Raw genomic sequence first — 17,866 nt, 5'->3', positions numbered from 1 at the left:
AACACTGACTGGAGGACCGAACTCACTAACGTTGAAAAGTTAGGAGATGACTTGTGGATCGGAGTGAAAGGCTAATCAAGCCCGGAGATAGCTGGTTCTCCCCGAAAACTATTTAGGTAGTGCGTCGTGTCTTACCCTCGGGGGTAGAGCACTGTTTGGGCTAGGGGGTCATCCCGACTTACCAACCCCATGCAAACTCCGAATACCGAGGAGTACAATCACGGCAGACAGACTGCGGGTGCTAACGTCCGTAGTCAAGAGGGCAACAACCCAGACCGCCAGCTAAGGTCCCTAATATCGATTAAGTGGGAAACGATGTGGGAAGGCTTAGACAGCTAGGAGGTTGGCTTAGAAGCAGCCATCCTTTAAAGAAAGCGTAATAGCTCACTAGTCGAGTCGGCCTGCGCGGAAGATTTAACGGGGCTCAAATTGATAACCGAAGCTGCGGATGCCTTAGGGCATGGTAGGGGAGCGTTCTGTAAGCCTGTGAAGGTGTGTTGTAAAGCATGCTGGAGGTATCAGAAGTGCGAATGCTGACATGAGTAACGATAATGGGGGTGAAAAACCCCCACGCCGGAAGATCAAGGTTTCCTGTCCAACGCTAATCGGGACAGGGTTAGTCGGCCCCTAAGGCGAGGCAGAAATGCGTAGTCGATGGGAAGCGCGTTAATATTCGTGCACCGGCTGTTACTGCGATGGAGAGACGGAGAAGGCTAGGCCAGCATGGCGTTGGTAGTCCATGTTTAAGGTAGTAGGCTGAGGGTTTAGGTAAATCCGGACCCTTAAGGCTGAGAGCTGACGACGAGCCCTTTTTTGGGCGAAGTGGTTGATGCCCTGCTTCCAAGAAAATCTTCTAAGCTTCAGGTAACAGACGACCGTACTGTAAACCGACACAGGTGATCAGGTAGAGAATACCAAGGCGCTTGAGAGAACTCGGGTGAAGGAACTAGGCAAAATAGCACCGTAACTTCGGGAGAAGGTGCGCCGCTGATGGTGATGGGATTTACTCCCTAAGCTATTGGTGGTCGAAGTGACCAGGTGGCTGCGACTGTTTATTAAAAACATAGCACTCTGCAAACACGTAAGTGGACGTATAGGGTGTGACGCCTGCCCGGTGCCGGAAGGTTAATTGATGGGGTTATCTTCGGAGAAGCTCTTGATCGAAGCCCCGGTAAACGGCGGCCGTAACTATAACGGTCCTAAGGTAGCGAAATTCCTTGTCGGGTAAGTTCCGACCTGCACGAATGGCGTAACGATGGCCACGCTGTCTCCACCCGAGACTCAGTGAAATTGAAATCGCAGTTAAGATGCTGTGTTCCCGCGGCTAGACGGAAAGACCCCGTGAACCTTTACTACAGCTTTGCACTGAACTTTGAACCTATTTGTGTAGGATAGCTGGGAGGCTTTGAAGCGTAGACGCTAGTCTATGTGGAGCCAACCTTGAAATACCAGCCTGATATGTTTGAGGTTCTAACCTAGGTCCCTTATCGGGATTGGGGACAGTGCATGGTGGGTAGTTTGACTGGGGCGGTCTCCTCCCAAAGAGTAACGGAGGAGCACGAAGGTTGGCTAATCATGGTCGGAAATCATGAGGTTAGTGTAATGGCACAAGCCAGCTTGACTGCGAGACTGACAAGTCGAGCAGGTACGAAAGTAGGTCATAGTGATCCGGTGGTTCTGTATGGAAGGGCCATCGCTCAACGGATAAAAGGTACTCCGGGGATAACAGGCTGATACCGCCCAAGAGTTCACATCGACGGCGGTGTTTGGCACCTCGATGTCGGCTCATCACATCCTGGGGCTGAAGCCGGTCCCAAGGGTATGGCTGTTCGCCATTTAAAGTGGTACGCGAGCTGGGTTTAGAACGTCGTGAGACAGTTCGGTCCCTATCTGCCGTGGGCGTTGGAAAGTTGAGAAGAGTTGCTCCTAGTACGAGAGGACCGGAGTGAACGAACCTCTGGTGTTCGGGTTGTCATGCCAATGGCATTGCCCGGTAGCTACGTTCGGAAGGGATAACCGCTGAAAGCATCTAAGCGGGAAGCCTCCTTCAAGATAAGCTTTCCCTGGGGCTTGACCCCCTGAAGGGCCGTTAAAGACTATGACGTTGATAGGTCGGGTGTGGAAGCGCTGTGAGGCGTTGAGCTAACCGATACTAATTGCCCGTGAGGCTTGACCATATAACAGAGATGACTGTGTCATCGCTGAGAATAAGTTAAGTCGACAAAACTGATGAAGAAAACATCAGACGTTACAATTCCAAGCGATAATTGAGTGACTACTCATTCATCGAGTGCTGTTTAATAACAGCTGGATAAGATACTTAAACGCTTAAATCAGTGTTGAAAACTTCTTTCATTTCCCCTTATTTCACTGAAATTGTTCGTCGCAATTTCCGATAAGTCTCCTGTTAAGTTGGAGGCCAGTAGTTAACCGCTGAAAAGAGTTGAAGTGATACTGGTTTGCCTGACGACAATAGAGCATTGGAACCACCTGATCCCATCCCGAACTCAGACGTGAAACGATGCATCGCCGATGGTAGTGTGGCGCTTCGCCATGTGAGAGTAGGTCATCGTCAGGCTTCAAACAAAAACGCCTCGATCAGAAATGGTCGGGGCGTTTTACTGTGCGCGAGAAAATGACCTGTAACGACCTATTCTGGATCTGGAGGTAAAGCCCGCGCCTTTATCAGGGTTCAGATAGAGAAATATCTAACGGTTCTGCCTATCCCATCGCCTCGCTATGCTCCCCCTTCCCGCCTCTGATTGCTCTAGACGTCAATGTATATAAAAACTCACACGCTACCCACTGGGCCCCCGCTCGGGCTTTTTATGTCTTCAACTTATGAATTCACGGACGATGAAGGCTTAATGCCATAAATTAGTAACTATCGCGTACATTAAAATTGGCTAAACTTCGTTCTTTCTATGCTCTCGAAATGTTACCGAGAAAGTAAATGTCATCCCCATAAAATTCATGGCATTATTTGAAAATATCGAAAAACGTATATGCATCATAATTATGAATGAATAATGAAATAAACGTAGTAGTTCAAACTAATGGAGAGCCTTTTTACCTTGACAGGTATTTGGATCTATAAGTCAACAAGTCCTATGTATGTACTTGCCTCGGGTGATTCACTCTATTTATTTGTTAATTGCCCACTATTTATATTTAATCTGATTCCAGATTGGGGGTAAAAGTGTTTTTTACTTCAATAATAAAAATTGGAAGACGCGTAAGTTGTTATTACTAAAACTGTCGGGCAGCGTTTGTTTTAACCGTGAGCATTTATATTCAATAGATGTTTTTGTGTTGCGCGCACTTCCTTGCTATTTTCATACTATCTTGTTCGTTCTAATTCCCAAATGATTGGCCTGGGAAAATATTTTTATAAGAGCTGATGAGCTAAAAGGAAACTCCTTTTTGCTCCTTTGGTTGGTCAGTTCGAAACAGTACAGATAAAAATATACCTCACCACGTGTCCCTTGTTTTTGGCGTGTGGAGAAGTTTTACAACAATAAATCTAAATGTGCTAAGGAGAAAACTATGGGAGCTAACTCATTCACTTTAAACAGGAAATTATTGTACGTCGCTGTAGCATCGTGTTTAGCCGGAGTGTCCGGGACGGTAGCGGCACAGGAAAACACTCAAGCAATGGAAGAAGTGCTTGTTACTGGTATTAAGCGTGCGCAGGCCGATGCGGTCAACATGAAACGCGATGCAGTTCAGGTTGTAGATGGCATTTCAGCGGAAGATATCGGCAAATTGCCGGACGTAACCATTACCGATTCATTGCAACGCGTATCTGGTGTTCAGGTTCGTCGCAGTGCCGGTGAAGGCGGCAAGATTAATATTCGTGGTCTAGACAAGGTCGCTACCCAGTTAAATGGCGAATCATTTTTAGCTGCAAACGCCTTAACAACTTCTACAGCCGAGCTGGGTAATTTACCGTCGCAACTATTTAAAGGGACAGAAATCTATAAATCGGCCGCAGCGAATAACGGTGCGGCGGGTATAACCGGTACAATTAATTTAAAAACTTGGCGCCCTATGGATTTCGGTGAGGGTTTAACCCGATCACTCAGCTTTGAGTTGCAGAGTGGTGCCGATACAGGTGAAACCGATCCTGTAATGAGTGGTTTGGTTAACTGGAATAACGATACTATCGGCTTCATGGTTTCTGGTTCCTACGCCAACGTAAATCTTGGTAACAACTACAACGGTGTTAATACGGGTGCCGCTAGTGGTGATGCAGGGTGGATGAACAATGTACACAATTATTGGGGTCCTCAAGACGGTTTAGATTATAATTATGCCGTTCCTCAAGGTGTTGCGGCCTGGAACCAGGTCACCGAGCGAGAGCGTTATGGTATTAACGGTTCTTTCCAGGCGGATCTCGGGGAAGGCTTTGAATTTGTCGCCGATGTTTTTGTTGCTAATCAAGAAGAGTACAACCGCAAACAGGGTGTCAGCATTACCGATAAATGGAGTGGCTCACGTTGGGCTAATCCTATATCTCCCCAGAACACCGGCGCCTACAGCACAATCGACTTCGCAGACTACGGAAGCGACCCCGACGCCGCGCCAGACCTCAGAAGTATGGAATGGCTAAGCTTTGAGTCGAGAGATATCTCACCCCGCCGTATACAGTCGTTTTCACAAAACGATATTTTCTTCACCGATTCCGCAAACTATAATTTTGAGCTGAATTACGATGACGGCGGTAAGTTTACCAGTTCAACTCGCTTCATCTATGCCGAAGGCACAAACAAAAAACGTCACGGCTATGTACAAGGCGATACCATGGACGGTAACTCCACCGGTATTTGGAATTCCGAAGCCGGTACAGGCACTTTCTACCCGTCGGAATACTGTAACGGAGCAGACGCTGTAGGCGATGATGGTGGTTGCTATGTTGAACCTAATCCGCTCGGTTGGCGCGGTGTTGGCGACGACAACGTTAATCCCGCTCTCGTCTACGACACGTCCGGCGATCATCCCGCATTTAGCGGCTTTGATCAGGTTATGAACGGCGGGTTAGCAGCCGGTACAACGCTGGAAGGTTATTTAGCCAACATAGATAGTTATAATGTGGCCGCATCAGTGTCAGAAAATAACCAAAACTCAACTGCGGAATTAAGAATTTTGCGTTTTGACGGCGGTTACAAATTTGATGATGGCGGTTTCTTTACCAGCCTTGACTTTGGCGCTCGTTTTTCTCAAAGGAATGTTGAGGAATATCGCTACCACCTGTTTTCCAATTTCTATGCCGGGGCTACAGACGAAAACGGCCAGGTGATGGCTGATGGCTGTGCCGCCCAGTGGAAGGCCACCGATGTAAGTTTCGGAGGAGATAGTGACTGTAGCGTTGGTGAAATTGTAGATGGCGATTTTGTGGGTTACACCGCATTGCCACCAACGGCTCTAGATGCTAATAATAATGTAAAATTTGTGACCGATTTTGGTGGCGCCACTGGTTTGCCCGGTGTTTGGGTCGCAGATCCGAACGATCTGGATGACCCCGAAGCCTATCAAAAAATGTTGTACGGTAATGCTTCCAAGCAAATGATTCCAGGAACCTCTTACGAAGTTCAGCTTATAGAAAACTCGCTGTTTGCGCAGGGTAATTTCGAGTTCGCCAATGTGCGCGGTAATCTGGGCTTGCGTGCCGTTGAAACTCAACTCGCCATCAAGCAAAACGTGATGGGCGACCAGATGGAAAACGGCAACACCAACATCGATGATGGTGATGTGTATGCCAGCAGCACATACTACGATCTGCTGCCCAGCTTAAACGCCAGCATGGATCTTGCCGATAATGTGATTCTTCGCGCTGCCTGGGCGAAGAATATGATGCCTCTGGATCTCAATCAGTGGGGTGATGGTTTATCGGTTAACTTCGCCCGAGTGGATGAGCCCGGAAGTGCTAACCACGGCAAGTTCCGCGCGACTACCGGTAGTGCCAATGGTAATCCTGCGCTGGAACCCTGGCGGTCCACCAACTATGACATAGGTCTGGAATGGTACGCCGGTGAGGCCTCCATGGCTCATATCTCGCTGTTTATGGTGGATGTCGATAGCTTCGTTCAAGCGGGATCTACCCAGATGACGGTTGCCGACGAGACGGGCTATACCGATATTAGCGTGAGCACGCCAGTGCAGGGTGATAGCGGTGATGTCTCTGGTGTGGAAATCGGCGGTAAATTGGCAATGTCAGACTTTATGTCTGATGGCTTCTTCAGTGGTTTTGGGTTTGATGCCAACTATACCTTCTCGCCTTCTACTCAACAGGAGGTTGATGTGTATGGTGATGAACTGGAGTTTCCTGACAACTCCGAGCACCAGGTCAACCTAATTGGTTGGTACGAAGCCGGTGGCTTCCAAGCGCGTGTTGCGTACAATTATCGCTCAGAACGCCTCGATGCTATTAGTCAGGTAAGTGGGTTTCTACCGCTTTATCAGGACGCAATCAGTTATGTAGATATGTCGGTAAGTTACGATGTTATGGATGACGTGACTGTTTACCTCAATGGCTCCAACATAACAAGCAGCTACGAAGAGTACTACTTGCAGTGGGAAGATAACTACGCCTTCCAGCGTGAATACGAAGCTCGCTACACTTTGGGCATTCGCGCTAAATTCTAAGCCTTTTATATTAACCTCTTCAAACGCGCCCTTCGGGCGCGTTTTTTTTTGCCGTTGTAAATTAGCAATACAGCTATTTTTCTTCAGAAACTAGGTGAAGTGTAGATTGATTGTTGAGTCTTACAAAGATACATGAAAACAAAACTCTATGGAGGCGCTGTCTCGAAGGGAAGTTATAGAAGAAATCAAGTCGGCTCGACAGTTTGGTTGGTTGAGAAATACTCAAAACGCTTTTTAATCTTACGGTACACGTAAGGCTCTCAATTTTTCTGAATGGCTGAAATTGCTATTGCCCACCAATAAATATTCAATATCACGCACGCTTATATGTTGGCGCTCATATATGCAATCAATATAACTATTGCACTTTAAAAACGAATGTAATAGTGTATTTCTCCGATTGGGGGTGAATGTAAGTCGTTGGCTCATTGCGTAAATAAAAAAAATGCATACGCAGTGTCTGGCGTCAACCCCGCACAATAAAAATTAAACCTATTTAACTCTATCCAAACATTTACTTCAGGCGCCTTTACGGCTGAAGTAAATAGAAATGGTAAATGGATCACCTGTCTCTCGTTGGCGCACAATTCGTCTTCGGGCTGACGGTTATACAACAAAAATAAGCCAAAGTGCTGAGGAGATACCTATGGGAGCCAATCCAAAACTATTCAAGAAAAAATTACTTGTTACGAGTATTTCTTCTTGCCTACTCGCTTCTGCCGGCTATGCCGTTGCTCAAGAAGAGATGGAAGAAGAAGTTATCGTGCGAGGTATTCGCGCGTCTATTGAAACGTCGATAAATGCTAAACGCGAGTCCAATACGATCGTGGATGCTATTTCTGCGGAAGATATTGGTAAATTGCCGGACGTAACCATCGCTGACTCGTTACAGCGTATATCTGGCGTTCAAATCCGTCGTTCTGCCGGTGAGGGCAGTTCCGTCAATATTCGTGGTTTACCACAAGTTGTAACTCAGCTGAATGGTGAGCAGTACCTCGGCGCCGGCTCCGTGGTTTCCACTCAGCCAAACTTCAGCGATATTCCTTCACAGCTTTTTAAAGGCGCGGATGTTTATAAAGCTGCAACTGCTGATCTGGGGAACTCTGGTATCACAGGTACTATCAACCTCAGGACCTATCGTCCGTTCGATTTTACTGACGGTCTTACCATTGCAGGCAATGCAGAGGTGCAATACGGCTCTGAGACTGCCGAGGCTGGCCCGCTACTAAGTGGTTTGGTGAACTGGAAAAACGATAAAGTTGGTGTGTTGGCTTCTGTTACCTATTCCAACGCGACACTCTCCAACTCTTATAACGGTTTGAACACGGGTAGCCCTGGGGATGCAGGTTGGACTCGTCAAGGTAGTGATGCCGGCGTTGACTTTGACCGTGATGGTAATGTTCAGCGCGATGCGTCAGGTAATCCAATTCTTGACGGCAATGGTGACCCTATACCGGATTATGAAATGGCCAACCTGGGTCGCACATATTTGGGTGAGCAAGGCTTTGCGGCCTGGAATCAAGAGACAGAGCGAGATCGTCTTGGCTTTAACGGTTCTTTCCAGGCTGATTTGGGAGACGGGTTTACACTTATCGCAGATTTGTTCTACACCGAGCAGGATGAATACAACCGAAAAATAGGTTTGAGTGCTACAAACAAGTGGCAGGGTGATGAGTGGATCATGCCTACTGCTGAGTTCGACACGGGGACTAGCTTCACCGGTTATACTGCTGCTGAAATTTCACCTAAGCGCATAAAATCTTTTACTCAGAACGACGTTTACTTCTCCCGCTCGAAAAATGTCAACCTTCAACTTGATTATGATAACAGCGGTGCTTTCACCGGTAGCTTCCGCGCCATAATGGGCGATGCTAGTCGAGAGAAGCGTCATGGTTACAACGAAGGCGATTTAACAAACGGCCTGGCAACTCTGGGACGTACGACTAACTTCCTGCCTGCCGAATTTTGTACCAATGGTGAAGAGATTGTTGGTGATTTGGGCGGGTGTTATCAGGAAATCAACCCCCTGGGTTACGGTTTGAACCCTGGTACAAAGGCTAATCCGGGTTACGACGCTGCCAACCCAGACAGTATGTCTACCTTTGGTTTGGCTCCTCAGTTGACACTCGATACTAGTGGTACGCACCCAACTTGGGGCGGTTTTGATCGGACTATCGATGGCGGTTTGGGTACCGGTGCCAACGCGCAAACCATGGCCACCTACATGAGCAACCTGGAAAGTTACAACGTCGGTGCTTTCTCTTCAGAAAATAATGAAGATTCTGAGGGCCAGCTGGATGTGTTCAGCTTGAAGGGCAGCTACGCTTTTGAAGAAAGTTTTATCACAAGCGTTGATGCAGGGGTTCGTTTGGCAAACCGTTCAACTCAATTCGAGCGTTTTAACTTGTTCTCCCCCTTCCATAACGCTGGCTGTGAAGCTCAGTGGAAGGCAACTGATGTAATTCTAAACTCAACCACATCCGGTGAATGTCAAGATGGTGAGATGGTTGACGGTGAGTTTGTTGGTTATGTAGCGCTACATGGAGTTCCTCTGGATCAGCATAACAATGTTAAGTGGGTAACCGATTTCGGCCCGGTAAATGGTATTCCCGGCGTCTGGGCTGTTGACCCTGCAGACTACGACGATCCAAAAGCTTTCCACGACCGCGTATTTGGTTCAACTACGCGTCATACCGTTCCCGGTTCAACTTTTGACGTGGATATGAATGACCTGTCTTACTACGTGCAGGGCAATTTCGAATCCGGTGCTTTCAGCGGTAACTTAGGCGTTCGAGTAATTGAAACTGAGCTGACCGTTAAGCAAAACAGAGGTGGTTCTAACAAAGCCTATGGTAATACTCAGTATGATGTGGGTGATCTTGTAACCAAGCGTAGCTACTCCGATTTTCTGCCTACGTTGAACGTAGCGTACCAGGCCACGGATGATATCGTTTTGCGTTTTGCATACACCGAGGCTATGACACCGCTCGATTTGAACTTGTACGGTGATGGTTTGACACTAGATACAGCGCTTGATTCTGATTCAAACAGTGAGACGTTTAACCAGTTTATCGTATCTGGCGGTAGCTCTAATGGTAACCCACAGCTAGATCCATGGCGCTCTTCCAACGTCGATGTATCGGCTGAATGGTATATGGGTGAGACCAGTATGGTCAGCATTGCGTACTTCAACGTTGATATCGAGAGCTTCGTTGAAGGCGATTCCGAAATGCAGTGGCAGCCAGACGCCGATGGTGTTGTTCGTCGCCAGATTAATGTAGATCTAAATGTGCAGGGTGAAGGTGGAACCTTGTCTGGTTGGGAATTGAGTGCCAAGTTATCGTTGGGTGACTTCATCGATGACGGGTTCTTAGCCAACATGGGTTTCGATACCAACTACACTTATTCTCCTAGTGAAGGGACTGGGGAAGATATATACGGTGACAAGAACATGTTCCCAGATAACTCTGAGCAACAGTTCAATCTAGTCGGTTGGTACGAAGCTGATAAGTTCCAGGCGCGTATTGCCTACAACTATCGTAGCGAGCGTTTGGTTACTCAGGGCGTTGCGGCGGGTGCTTTAAACTTGTATCAATCGCCAACCTCATATGTTGATATATCTGCAAGTTACGATATTACGGATGAAGTTAGCATCTACGCTAGCGGAACCAACATTACCGGTGAGTTTGAAGACTACTATGTTGAATTCGAAGATCAGTATGGTTTCCAAAATTACTATGAGCCACGATACACCATGGGTGTCCGCGCTCGATTCTAACGAAGGAAATAACCTGATTTTAGTTGGTTGAATTAGAAGCCGCCGCAGGAGCTCTAAAAAGCTTTTGCGGCGGTTTTTTTATTTAAAAGGTGGTAAAACTAATCCTTTTCTATCGTGAATAGAGGTCTAAGACAGACGGGCAATGTCTAAAAATAAAAATTTGGGGTTCGAAATGACTGATAATAAAGTGGAAAATGTTGTGATTGTTGGAGGCGGAACGGCGGGCTGGATGACGGCTGCCAGCCTCGTGAAGTCACTAGGGAAAACCGTAAATTTTACCCTCGTTGAGTCATCTGATATCGGTACGATTGGTGTGGGTGAAGCGACAATCGCAACTATACGTCGCTTTTATGCTGATCTGGGAATGTCTGACTCGGAGGTGATAAAAGCTACGGCCGCAACGTGTAAATTGGGTATTGAATTTAAAAACTGGTACACCGAGGATTCTTCCTTTTTCCAGCCTTTCGGTTTGTTTGGGCAAGATCTGGGTGGCGTTGGCTTTCACCACTACTGGAATAAAGTAAGGCAAACTGGTGATATGACCGATATCGGAGACTATTCACTGGGGGTGACGCTTGCAAAACATGGAAAATTCACTACTCCCTCCCCCAATCCTCCTTCTACACTGTCCATCTTTGACTGGGCATTGCATTTTGATGCATCGCTTTTCGCTAAACATTTAAGAGCATATGCTGAAGGCATGGGGGTTAAGTGTATTGATGCAAAAATAGAGGATGTTAATTTGTGTCCGGAGAATGGTTTTATTGCGTCAGTGTGTCTAGAGGGGGGTGCCGAAATATCTGGGGACCTATTTATTGATTGCTCAGGCTTTAGAGCGTTACTTATCGAAAAAACGTTGCAAACAGGATTTGTCGATTGGAGTGAGTGGCTGCAGTGTGATAGGGCTGTTGCGGTACAAAGTGAACTCAATGGGGAACCTGCGCCATATACCTGCTCAACAGCACACAAAGCTGGTTGGCAGTGGAATATTCCGCTGCAGCATAGGTGTGGGAATGGGCATGTATACGCAAGCCATCATATTAGCGACGACGAAGCTGCTCACGTACTGACGAGCAATATAAAAGGAAAGTTGCTTGATAATCCTAGGATGTTCAAGTTTATTCCTGGGCGGCGAGAAAAAGCATGGAACAAAAACTGTATTGCTGTTGGCTTGTCTTCTGGTTTTCTTGAGCCGTTGGAGAGTACAAGTATTGCGTTGGTTGAAACGGCGATTGAAAGAATTAAACTGTTATTTCCAGATAAAAGTATGTCACAAGGTTGTATCGATGAATTCAATGACATGGCTCGGTTAGAGTACGAGCGTGTTCGTGATTTTATAATTTTGCATTACCACGCTACAGGGAGAGATGATTCGCCGTTATGGGCGTATTGCCGGAACATGTCCATACCCGAGACGTTGGCACATAAGATTAAACTCTATAAAGAGCGAGGACATTTGGTTAAATATCGATGGGAAATTTTCCAACCTGCCAGTTGGGTTGCATTGTATAGTGGTAACAATATTGTACCGGAGGCCTATGATCCGAGAGTTGATAAGTACGAATTGGAGTACCTTAAATCGAGTTTCGCAACAATGAAAAAAGCGCTTCAGGATGCTGTTGGAGCAACCCCCACGCATGGAAACTTTATAGCAGATAATTGTGCGATTTCAAACAATGCGTAAATATATGTTTTTTTTCGACAAAAATAAAATCATAGACTGTCACGCGTGAGAGCAGTTGTTGATAAAACGTGTCGTTTTTTACTTGTGGATGAAGGTGATTTCTTCAGTGGATTCCTACTAGGAAGCCCCGAAAGGCCCTGTCAAAACGCCAAATTTTGTGTTGCACTGCTTTCTCGGGGCTACGGTCATTAGCTGCAAAGTGCACTTTTCCTGTGAACGTTTTTGGTTCGTGCAGAATATGCCTGGTATTGATTAGAGCTTTCTTATAATGAAAGCGCAACATACGTATGTCTTGCTGAGGCTTTGCTATGATGCTGGTGGGCTTCAATATTCTGCTCCAGCGGGCAATTTTTTCGGGGTTTCAGCGGTCTTTTTCATGCTCTAGGCGCTTAACGTGGGCGGTACTATGTTTATTCCTGGGAGCGACAGTGTCGAGCTATAAATTCTTCATGTGTAATTGCTTGTTTAGCAGCATGTTGAATGGATTTTTTCATTTGTTCGAGGTTGTGTCTTAATTCGTTTATTTCAATATAATTCGCTCGAGCGTCCCACTGTGAGGCGTCAATTTTAAACCCGTTATACATCGTTAGCCAGCTTGCATCCTGGAAAGACTCGCCTTCGTGGTGAATGAGATGGCCGCGGCTTTTAAAAATACTAATTTTATGCGCAAGTGTATTGGGGATTGATCGATTGTTACAATCCCTCCAGAACGGTGTATCTAATCTCGCCGAATTTGAATAATGCAAAATAAGGAAATCGCGGATACGCTCGAACTCGGTTTTACATAATCGATTGACTTCTTCAGTGTCATGCGAATCAAACCCTTTATGAGGAAAAAATTTTAGAAGTCTAGCTATTCCAGTTTGTATCATGGAAATACTTGTAGATTCCAGAGGTTCCAGAAAGCCGACGGCTAGCCCAAGAGCTACGCAGTTTTTATTCCAGCATTTCAGGCGATGACCGGCAGTAAATTTGATAATTTTTGGGTCGGCGACCAAATTATTTTTAATGTTCTTTGTTAGTGTGTTGATGGCTTCATCGTCGCTGATATATTTGTCGCAGTAGACATAGCCGTTACCCATTCTGTTTTGTAACGGTATTTTCCACTGCCATCCAGCTGCAAGAGCTTGGGTGCTAGTGAAGGGCGGTGGAGCGCCTTCGTGTTCACTTTGAAGCGCGATAGCGGAATTGCAGTTTAGCCAGTGAGACCAATCTTCATATCCGGTATGGAGGGTTTCTTCGATAAGCAACCCTCTAAACCCAGAGCAGTCGATAAATAAATCGCCTTCGATGGTAGCGCCACTGTCAAGAGTGAGGGATTTAATAAAGCCATCTTCAACTCTAGTATTGACTGATGTAACTTTATTATCGTACCGCTTTACTCCGTGGTTGAGAGCGAAGTTACGCAAATACTTCGCGTATAGGGTTGCATCAAAATGAAAGGCGTAGTGGTACTCGCCGAGAGGTGTTGAGGGTTGTGCATGGGGTTGAGCAAAGTTTCCCAATTTGCTCAGTGCAGTAGGGAGTGAATAGTCCTCCAGATTGAGGTTGTCTCCTAGTTCGTTCAGTTTTCGAATGTAATGATGAAAACTGACATTGTTAATATCAAATCCAAAATTCGCAAAAGGATGAAAGAAAGATTCTCCTAGATGATTCCAATCTTTAAATTCGATACCCAGTTTAAACGTGGCTTGAGTTTTACGGATGAAATCAACTTCATCGATTCCGAGAGAAGCATTAAAATCCCGAATGCCTGGTAACGTTGCCTCCCCAACACCGACTGTTCCAATGTCGGTTGATTCGACTAGCTGAATATCCATCGGGATTTTTAGTGAGGTAAAGTATTTCGCTAAGCTGGAGGCCGCCATCCAGCCTGCGGTACCACCACCGAGGATAACGATGGAGTTTACAGAGGGGGTTGACATTGGGTTAGGTTCTCTTTTTAGTATTTTTATTTGTTTTTTTGTCGGTGAGAAGTCTACCATTGTCGGAAAGAATTAGTTAAGAGCTATGCTTCGCTCAACCAGTTTAGCGATGGCCTGAACGTGAATTGGCGTGTATAAAGCACGGGCAAGGCAAATAGTGCCTGAAGTTTCAACCTCAACCGAGTTACAAATAGTTTATGTTCCATTCGTTCGTCCACCTCCGAACCCGTACAGAGTTTTCCCTAGTTGATAGCATCATCCGCGTCAAGCCTTTGCTTGCACGCGTAGTTGATGAGGGCATGCCTGCTTGTGGTATCAGTGATCTGCACAATTTCTTTGGCTTGCTGAAGTTTTACCGGGCGGCCCAGGGTTCTGGGGTTAAGCCTGTTTGCGGTTGTGATTTTCGCCTACACATAGATGACGACGATTTACGACCACCACTTATTACTCTGTTTGCTCGTACGCTGACGGGCTATAAGAATATTACGGCGCTTATATCCAAATCCTACCAAGAAGGGCAGCACCATGGGGAGCCCTATGTAGAGGAGGCGTGGATAAAGGATTATGCCGAGGGGGTGATAGCACTTTCCGGCGCCAAGTTTGGCGATGTCGGGCAGCTGTTGGTTACCGGCAAGCTGGATGAGGCAAAGGAGCGGCTGCGGCGTTGGATGGATATCTTTCCTGATGCCTACTACCTGGAGTTGCAGCGTACCGGCCGTGAGAACGATGAACTCTACGTGCACCGCGCGGTAGAATTGGCAGCACAAAGCGATTGCCCTGTGGTGGCAACCAATGATGTTCGTTTTTTAGACTCCTCGCAGTATGGGGTGCATGAAGCGCGAGTGTGTATTGGTGAAGGCAGAGCGCTGGATGATCCCCGCCGCGAGCGCAAGTATAGCGATCAGCAGTATTTTCGCACTTCAGCAGAAATGTGCGAGTTGTTTGCGGATATTCCTGAGGCGCTCGAAAATACGCTCGAAATAGCCAAACGATGTAATGTGGAAATTGAGCTGGGTAAATACTATCTACCGGAATATCCCATCCCCGAGGGTATGACAGAAAACGGTTTTTTTGAAAAAATCTGTCGTGAAGGTTTGGATGCGCGGTTAAAGAGGATTCTCGACGAAAGCGCACTGGATTATAAAGAGCGGAAACAGGTGTACTTGGACCGCCTGCAATTCGAACTGGATATCATTATCCAGATGGGGTTCCCCGGCTACTTCCTGATCGTAATGGACTTTATCCAGTGGGCAAAGGATCACAAAATTCCGGTAGGGCCGGGTCGTGGTTCCGGTGCCGGTTCTTTGGTGGCCTATGTGCTAAACATTACGGATTTGGACCCGCTGCAATACGATCTGCTGTTCGAACGATTTCTCAACCCAGAGCGGGTATCCATGCCTGACTTTGACGTCGATTTCTGCATGGAAGACCGCGACAAGGTTATCAGCTATGTGGCGGATAATTACGGTCGTGACGCCGTTTCGCAGATTATCACCTTTGGAACGATGGCGGCAAAGGCTGTGGTGCGCGATGTAGCGAGGGCGCAGGGCAAGTCCTATGGTTTAGCAGACAAACTCTCAAAAATGATTCCGCCCGATGTTGGGATGAATCTCAACAAAGCCTATGAGCAGGAAGAAATTCTGCGCGAGTTTCTCGCTACCGACAGTGATGGCAGAGAGATCTGGGATATGGCTCTGCAGTTGGAAGGCGTTACCCGAAACGTGGGTAAACACGCAGGGGGCGTGGTGATTGCGCCCACCAAACTGATTGATTTCGCCCCTTTATACTGCGACGAAACCGGTAGCGGACTGGTGACCCAGTTTGATAAAAATGATGTGGAAGATGCTGGCCTGGTGAAGTTCGATTTCCTCGGCCTACGCACGCTTACCATTATCGACTGGGCGGTTAAAATGATCGACCGCCGGCGCGAAAAACAGGGAGAAGCGCGCCTGGATATCGCGGCCATTCCGCTTGACGATACGCAAACCTTTAGCATGCTTAAACGCGCCGAAACGACGGCGGTATTCCAGCTGGAATCACGCGGGATGAAAGACCTGATCAAACGTCTTCAGCCAGACAACCTGGAGGATATGATTGCACTGGTGGCGTTGTTTCGCCCAGGTCCGCTGCAGTCTGGCATGGTGGACGACTTTATCAATCGTAAACACGGTCGCGCGCAGGTTGCCTACCCGGACGCCAAGTACCAACATGAAACACTAAAACCCATTCTCGAGCCTACCTACGGCGTCATCGTCTACCAGGAGCAGGTGATGCAGATTGCCCAGGTGTTGGCGGGTTATAGTCTCGGTGGTGCTGACCTTTTGCGTCGAGCCATGGGTAAGAAAAAACCTGAGGAAATGGCTAAACAGCGCGAAAGCTTTGAGGATGGAGCTAAAGGCTTGGGGATCGACCCGGATCTTGCGATTAAAATCTTCGATTTGGTAGAGAAGTTTGCCGGCTATGGCTTTAACAAATCCCACTCCGCAGCTTACGCACTGGTGTCTTATCAAACAGCCTGGCTGAAAGCACATTACCCCGCGCATTTTATGGCGGCGACGATGTCTTCGGATATGGATAAAACCGATAAGGTCGTAACCTTTATCGAGGAATGCCGCAATATGGAGCTGACTTTGCTGCCTCCAGATGTAAATAGCGGTGAATTCCAGTTTACGGTCGATGAAGAAGACAATGTGATATACGGCCTCGGCGCCATTAAAGGGCTGGGCGAAGGGCCTGTTGAAAATATCCTTGCCGCCCGAGTTGATGGGCCTTTTAAGGATTTATTTGATTTCTGTGCCCGAGTAGACGGGCGCAAGGTGAACAAGCGCGCGCTCGAAGCGTTGGTGCGAAGTGGAGCCTTTGACCAGCTAGGGCCGGGGCTCGATATTGATTACGATCGTGCCGTGATGTACGTGGCCACAGCCGAAGCTGTGAAAGCAGCAGAGCAGAAATCGGCCAATGTGAATGCCGGTATGAGCGACCTGTTTGGAGATGTTGTCCCGAGTGGCGATAGCTCTGAATCCGTTTATCAGGAGTTTCACCGGGTTCGGCGCTGGAGTATGAAGGAGCGCTTGAACGGTGAGAAGGAAACGTTAGGCCTCTATCTCACAGGCCACCCCATTGATGAATACGATAAGGAGTTATCCAACTTTGTTTCCTCTCGCATTGCCAATTTAAAACCGGATAAAAACAAACAAACGGTTGCCGGGCAGGTCGTCGCTTTCCGCGTAATGAAAACCAAACGTGGCGATACCATGGCATTTATTACTCTGGATGATCGTACTGGGCGTATTGAAACGGCGATCTTTTCGGATACTTATAATGAATTTCGCGAAAAGCTTGTGAAAGATGCGCTGCTGGTAGTGGAAGGGCAGGTGAGTAACGATGACTATAGCGGTGGCTTGAAAATGCGGGCCGACAAAATTTCTGATCTTACCGATGCACGGCAAGCCTGTGTTCGCGCGATCAGGCTTGCCTGGAAAAGTGACAAGTTGCCACTCGATTACGCAGATCAATTGAAGACAGTACTGAAGGCGCACAATAAAGGTGCGTGCGAGCTTACGGTGGCATATCAAAAAGCGAACGTGGGCGCCACCTACGCCCTGTCAAGTGAGTGGAACGTGGCGCCAACAGATGAATTAATGGACGATCTGCGAGTGCTTTATGGCCATAAAAACGTGGAACTCCTCTATCGTTAGCGCAGAGACTTATTTTTCCGTTATCCACTGCATTGCTGCGCATTGAGGCTTTAAGATATACCCATACCGGTGGTAAACTTGCGCTCCCCACGCAGGGGTGCCTTGAAAGCGACGTAAAAATACTTAAAAATCGCGC

At 47.3% G+C, this 17,866-nt stretch carries 5 protein-coding genes and 2 rRNA genes (1 of these 7 running past the window's edge); 6 read left to right on the top strand and 1 reads right to left on the bottom strand.

What is annotated here, in order from left to right; genetic code table 11:
• The 5 genes from H5715_RS10230 to H5715_RS10210 all read left to right on the top strand — a co-directional run.
• Positions 1 to 2,177 (top strand): 23S ribosomal RNA (locus H5715_RS10230) (it extends 692 nt beyond the left edge of the window).
• A 285-nt stretch (positions 2,178 to 2,462) separates the two neighbouring features.
• Positions 2,463 to 2,578: ribosomal RNA gene (gene rrf, locus H5715_RS10225) — 5S ribosomal RNA — on the top strand.
• A 968-nt stretch (positions 2,579 to 3,546) separates the two neighbouring features.
• Positions 3,547 to 6,645, top strand: coding sequence for a TonB-dependent receptor (locus tag H5715_RS10220; protein ID WP_185906518.1), 3,099 nt, complete (start codon positions 3,547 to 3,549; stop codon positions 6,643 to 6,645).
• 646 nt (positions 6,646 to 7,291) lie between these two features.
• Positions 7,292 to 10,423 carry a TonB-dependent receptor gene (locus H5715_RS10215; RefSeq protein ID WP_075185723.1) on the top strand — a complete coding sequence of 1,044 codons (3,132 nt, stop codon included), beginning with the start codon at positions 7,292 to 7,294 and terminating at the stop codon, positions 10,421 to 10,423.
• Between the two features lie 172 nt (positions 10,424 to 10,595).
• Positions 10,596 to 12,107: a tryptophan halogenase family protein gene (locus H5715_RS10210; RefSeq protein WP_075185753.1), complete on the top strand. Its 1,512-nt coding sequence runs from the start codon at positions 10,596 to 10,598 to the stop codon at positions 12,105 to 12,107.
• A gap of 410 nt (positions 12,108 to 12,517) precedes the next feature.
• Here H5715_RS10210 and H5715_RS10205 read toward each other — a convergent pair whose 3' ends face one another.
• Positions 12,518 to 14,032: a tryptophan halogenase family protein gene (locus H5715_RS10205; RefSeq protein WP_075185721.1), complete on the bottom strand. Its 1,515-nt coding sequence runs from the start codon at positions 14,030 to 14,032 to the stop codon at positions 12,518 to 12,520.
• Positions 14,033 to 14,229: 197 nt separating this feature from the next.
• Between H5715_RS10205 and dnaE the strand changes: the two genes are divergently transcribed.
• Positions 14,230 to 17,730 carry a DNA polymerase III subunit alpha gene (dnaE, locus tag H5715_RS10200; RefSeq protein ID WP_075185720.1) on the top strand — a complete coding sequence of 1,167 codons (3,501 nt, stop codon included), beginning with the start codon at positions 14,230 to 14,232 and terminating at the stop codon, positions 17,728 to 17,730.
• The last annotated feature ends 136 nt before the right edge of the window (positions 17,731 to 17,866 follow it).

This window comes from Teredinibacter haidensis (assembly GCF_014211975.1).
Lineage (GTDB): Bacteria > Pseudomonadota > Gammaproteobacteria > Pseudomonadales > Cellvibrionaceae > Teredinibacter > Teredinibacter haidensis.
The sequence above is the reverse complement of the archived record's forward strand: the minus strand, read 5'-3'. Positions and strand labels throughout refer to the sequence as shown.